A 4,990-nucleotide genomic window follows, 5' to 3' on the forward strand; every position below is an offset into this window, starting at 1 on the left:
CTGTGTTTACAGCTTTAGAACGGGGCCGGGCACTCAAAGCGCAACCGCTCGCCGCTCTGCGGCTGCGTGAAGCTCAACATGCTCGCATGCAGGCACAAACGTGGCCAGGCAGCCAGCGCTTGTTCGTGGGCATACAAGCCATCGCCGAGCAGCGGGTGGCCGATCGACAGCATGTGCACACGCAACTGGTGCGAGCGACCGGTGATCGGCGTCAGCTCGACACGGCACCAGTCGCCGCAACGCTCCAGCACCTTCCAGAAGGTCAGCGCATGCTTGCCGAACTCGTGGTCGACCACGTGGCGTGGCTTGGTCGGTGGGTCGTAGCGCAGGGGCAGGTCGATGCTGCCGCTGTCCAGTTCCGGCTGGCCCCAGGCCAAGGCGGTGTAGGCCTTTTCGGTTTCGCGGTCGTGAAACTGGCGCGACAGTTCGCGGTGGCTATCGGCGTCCCGCGCGAGCAGGATGATCCCCGAGGTTTCCCAGTCCAGGCGATGGACGATACGGGCTTCGGGGTAGCCGTTTTCCTGCAGGCGGGTGATCAGGCAGTCCTTGTTGTCATCGGCCCGGCCGGGCACCGAGAGCAACAGGGTCGGTTTGTTCACCACCAGGACAGCGTCGTCCTGATGCAGGATGTGAATATTGGACAGCGGCATCAAACAGCCTCGTAACAAACGCCAACGGCGGCTCGCCCACCTGGCTCCCGCACAGGGATCAAGGTGACCGAGCCGCCGTGGCAGCCGCCTTTTCGATCAACGATCAGGCAGGGTGATATTGAGTTCCAGAATCGAGCAGCTGCCGTCGTTTTCCAGGGCGACATGCACGTCATCGTTGCCGATGTTGACGTATTTGCGGATCACCTCGACCAGTTCCTTCTGCAAGGCTGGCAGGTAGTCCGGCGTGCTGCGTTGGCCGCGTTCGTGCGCCACGATGATCTGTAGACGCTCTTTCGCTACCGACGCGGTACTTGGCTTTTTGTTGGCCCGAAAGAAGTCGAGAAATTTCATTGTTTAGTTGCCTCCAAAGATACGCTCGAAGAATCCCTTCTTCTTAACATCGAGGAAGCGATGTTCCACGGTCTTGCCCAGCAAGCGATCAACCGCATCGCTGTACGCCTGGCCGGCGTCGCTCTGGTCGTCAAGAATCACCGGGACGCCCTGGTTGGATGCCTTCAGCACGGCCTGGGATTCCGGGATCACGCCCAGCAGGGTCACGGCGAGGATGTCCTTGACGTCTTCAACGCCGAGCATTTCGCCGTTGCTGACGCGCTCAGGGTTGTAGCGGGTGAGCAGCAAGTGCTCCTTGATCGGGTCTTCGCCTTTTTCGGCGCGCTGGGACTTGCTGGCCAGCAGGCCGAGCATGCGGTCCGAGTCACGTACCGAGGAGACTTCCGGGTTGGTCACGACGATGGCTTCATCGGCGAAGTACATCGCCAGGTGAGCACCGGTCTCGATACCGGCCGGGGAGTCGCACACCACGTATTCGAAGGTTTCCTTCAGCTCGGCAAGCACTTTGCCGACGCCTTCTTTGGTCAGCGCGTCTTTGTCGCGGGTCTGGCTGGCGGCCAGCACGTACAGGTTCTCAAGGCGCTTGTCCTTGATCAGGGCCTGTTGCAGGTTGGCTTCGCCGTTGACCACGTTGACGAAGTCGTACACCACGCGGCGTTCGCAGCCCATGATCAGGTCGAGGTTACGCAAGCCGACGTCGAAGTCGACAATGACTGTCTTGTGGCCGCGCAGAGCGAGGCCGGTACCGATAGCGGCGCTGGTGGTGGTCTTACCCACACCACCCTTGCCGGATGTAACCACGAGAATCTTGGCCAAGGTGTTTCACCCCTAAGGAAAAAGGACTTTTCAGCCCCTGAAAAACATCTCTTGGAACTCGCCGCAGGCGGACAGCTTTTGCAGGAAAAAGATGTGGTTTCCATAGGGGAAACGCCAACTTCCAATTATTCCTACGCAAGTCTTGCCGGTTTCGCTGTGCTATCAGAGTCTAGAGATGCTTGGAAAATGCGGCAGTATCCGTTAAAGACGGATGATGTTCAACACATCGCCCGACAGGCTGACTTGTACCCCGGCCCCCCACAGCGGATCACGGCGCAAATCTTCTGAAACCTTGTACTGGCCTGCGATGGACACTAGTTCAGCACTCAACTGCTGGCAAAAAATACGGGCCTTGGTATCACCCTTGATGCCGGCGAGGGCGCGTCCGCGCATCGGGCCGTATACATGGATGTTGCCATCGGCGAGAAGTTCCGCGCCTGGGCTGACCGAGGAGATCACCACCAGGTCGCCGCCCTGGGCGTAAATTTGCTGCCCGCCGCGTACGGGGGACGTGATGATCTTTGTAGGCTTGACGGTCGGCTCCGGCGGTTTTTCCGGTTTTTTCTTCACCTCACCTTCCATCGGGTCGAGCGGACGCTCGCGGGCACCGGACGGCGGCAGTACTGGCAGTTCAATGGCGATTGCGGCGGCAATGTCTTCAATACGGCTGGCGCGAATCGCCAGGGTGCGTAAGCCATGGGAGCGGCAGACGCGCATCAGGCCGGGCAAATCAATCGCGCCCTGGCCGGCCGGGAGTTTGTCCAGGGCCAGCACCAGCGGGGCATTGTTGAAAAAATTCGGCGCCAGGGCGACCTTGGCGGCCAGTTGGCGGTCCAGGGCGTCGAGGTCGTTGCGAGCCAGCTCCAGCACGGTGATGGCGAGCATGCTGCCTTTCAGCTGGAACACGGGATCTTGGTCTAGCGGTTCGGTTTGGCTCATGGTCGGCAAAAGCGGCTTGTCACGAAAAGTGTCGAGACTTATAACGAGAACAACCACGGGCCGCAAGCCGAGTCGATCCGTTGTAGAATGCGCGGCCCTTGTCTTTACCGGAATCTGTAATGGATCGCCCGCGTTTTCGTGCTGCATTTCTTCACCCGCGTTTTTGGCTGCTATGGCTGGGGCTCGGCCTGCTGTGGCTGGTCACGCAGTTGCCGTACCGGGCACTGTTGACCATTGGTCGTTTACTCGGTGCGGGCATGTACCGCGTGGCCGGCGATCGTCGCCGCATCGCCGCGCGTAACCTGGAACTGTGCTTCCCGGAAAAATCCGCCAAAGAACGCAAGCGCCTGCTCAAGGAGAACTTCGCGTCCACCGGCATCGCCTTCTTTGAAATGGCCATGAGCTGGTGGTGGTCGCGCCAGCGCCTGGCGCGCCTGGCCCATGTCGAAGGGCTGGAGCACCTCAAGCAGGCGCAGCTGGACGGCAAGGGCGTGATCCTGATGGCCCTGCATTTCACCACCCTGGAAATCGGCGCGGCGCTGCTCGGGCAAAAGCACACCATTGACGGCATGTACCGTGAACACGGCAACCCGCTGTTCGACTTTATCCAGCGCCGTGGCCGCGAGCGCCACAACCTCGACTCGTTGGCGATTGAGCGTGAAGACGTGCGAGGCATGCTCAAGCTGCTGCGCGCCGGCCGCGCCATCTGGTACGCACCGGACCAGGACTACGGCGCCAAGCAAAGCATTTTCGTGCCGCTGTTCGGCATCCAGGCTGCCACCGTGCCCGCCACCAGCACGTTCGCCCGGCTGGGCAAAGCGCTCGTCGTGCCGTTCACTCAAGAGCGGCTGGCCGATGGCAGTGGTTATCGCCTGGTGATCCACCCGGCACTGACCGATTTTCCTGGCGAAAGCGACGAAATCGACTGCCTGCGCATCAACCAGTGGGTTGAAGCTTCTGTACGCGAATGCCCCGAGCAGTACCTGTGGACCCACCGACGGTTCAAGAGCCGCCCGCCGGGCGAGCCCAAGCTGTACGAAAAACGTCGTCGATAACACCTGAATTTTTCTCCCCATGGAGTGACGCAATGCGCCCAGCTGAACCGGTCACAGGTTTGATTCTTTCCGGCGGCGGGGCGCGAGCGGCGTATCAGGTGGGCGTGTTGGCGGCGATTGCCGAATTGTTGCCGCCGGGGGCGCCCAACCCTTTTCCGGTGATCGTCGGCACCTCGGCCGGTGCGATCAACGCGGTCAGCCTGGCCAGCGGCGCCATGGACTTCACCGCCGCCATCGAGCGTCTCACCGCGTTCTGGCAGGGCTTTCGCAGCCACCTGGTGTTGCGCAGCGACTGGCCGGGCGTGGTCCGCCAGGCGAGCCGCTTCTTTATTCACAGCCTGCTCGGGCTGGGGGCGCAAGTGCCGGTGGCGCTGCTCAACAGCTCGCCATTGCGCGCTTTGCTCCGCGACAAACTGCACCTGGAAGGCATCGACGAAGCCATTCGCCAGAAGCATCTGCATGCCGTGGCGGTCACCGCGTTCGGTTATGAGTCGGGGCAAGCGGTGACCTTCTACCAGGGCGGCGGCACCCTCGACGCTTGGCTGCGCCATCGGCGGATCGGCGTGCCGACCCAACTGACGGTCGAGCACCTGTTGGCGAGTTCGGCGATTCCCTTGCTGTTTGCGCCGGTCAAACTGGGTCAGGAGTATTTCGGCGATGGCGCGGTGCGGCAGTCGGCGCCGATCAGTCCGGCCTTGCACCTGGGCGCCACGCGGGTGCTGGTGGTCGGTGTCAGCGGCAACCCGCGTGGAAATGACCCCGCGAGCGCGTTGCAGCGCACCTACACCGGTCAGGAGCCGACGCTGGCGCAGATAGGCGGGCACATGCTCAACAGCACGTTCATCGACAGCCTGGAGAGTGACATCGAATTGCTGCAACGCCTGAACCAGTTCAGCCATGTGTTGCCGGCGGATGCGGCGGTACAGGGGCTCGCGCCCGTGGAGGTGCTGGTGATTGCACCGAGCCAGCCGATCGATGAAATCGCGGCGCGGCATCGCCAGGAACTACCTGCAGCGTTGCGCATGTTCTTGCGTGGGCCGGGGGCAACCAAGACCAGCGGGGCGGGGGTGCTGAGTTACTTGTTGTTCGAGGCGGGGTATTGCAGCGAGTTGATTGAGTTGGGGCGGCGTGATGCGTTGGCCAAGCGTGAAGAAATCATGCGCTTCTTGGGGCTTGCAC

The 4,990-nt window shown here is 61.8% G+C and carries 6 protein-coding genes; 2 read left to right on the top strand and 4 right to left on the bottom strand.

Features of this window, described 5'->3' with window-relative positions; all coding sequences use genetic code 11:
• Nucleotides 1-14 precede the first annotated feature (14 nt).
• The 4 genes from WBB95_RS15415 to minC form a co-directional block, all read right to left on the bottom strand.
• A complete protein-coding gene (locus WBB95_RS15415) occupies nucleotides 15-650 on the bottom strand; it encodes an RluA family pseudouridine synthase (protein ID WP_424488373.1) in 636 nt (211 codons plus the stop codon).
• Between the two features lie 96 nt (nucleotides 651-746).
• Nucleotides 747-1,001: a cell division topological specificity factor MinE gene (minE, locus tag WBB95_RS15420; protein ID WP_003175252.1), complete on the bottom strand. Its 255-nt coding sequence runs from the start codon at nucleotides 999-1,001 to the stop codon at nucleotides 747-749.
• A 3-nt stretch (nucleotides 1,002-1,004) separates the two neighbouring features.
• Entirely contained in the window at nucleotides 1,005-1,817 is an 813-nt protein-coding gene (gene minD, locus WBB95_RS15425) for a septum site-determining protein MinD (RefSeq protein WP_017737535.1), read from the bottom strand.
• 201 nt (nucleotides 1,818-2,018) lie between these two features.
• Entirely contained in the window at nucleotides 2,019-2,756 is a 738-nt protein-coding gene (gene minC / locus WBB95_RS15430; protein WP_424488376.1) for a septum site-determining protein MinC, read from the bottom strand.
• A 119-nt stretch (nucleotides 2,757-2,875) separates the two neighbouring features.
• On the opposite strand from minC, the gene WBB95_RS15435 reads away from it, so the two are divergent.
• Both WBB95_RS15435 and WBB95_RS15440 read left to right on the top strand, forming a co-directional pair.
• Complete coding sequence (locus tag WBB95_RS15435) at nucleotides 2,876-3,811, top strand: lipid A biosynthesis lauroyl acyltransferase (protein ID WP_424488374.1); 936 nt, start codon at nucleotides 2,876-2,878, stop codon at nucleotides 3,809-3,811.
• Between the two features lie 32 nt (nucleotides 3,812-3,843).
• A partial coding sequence (locus WBB95_RS15440) for a patatin-like phospholipase family protein (protein ID WP_424488375.1) occupies nucleotides 3,844-4,990 on the top strand: 1,147 nt, incomplete at its 3' end.

It is taken from the genome of Pseudomonas sp., from assembly GCF_049645325.1.
Lineage (GTDB): Bacteria > Pseudomonadota > Gammaproteobacteria > Pseudomonadales > Pseudomonadaceae > Aquipseudomonas.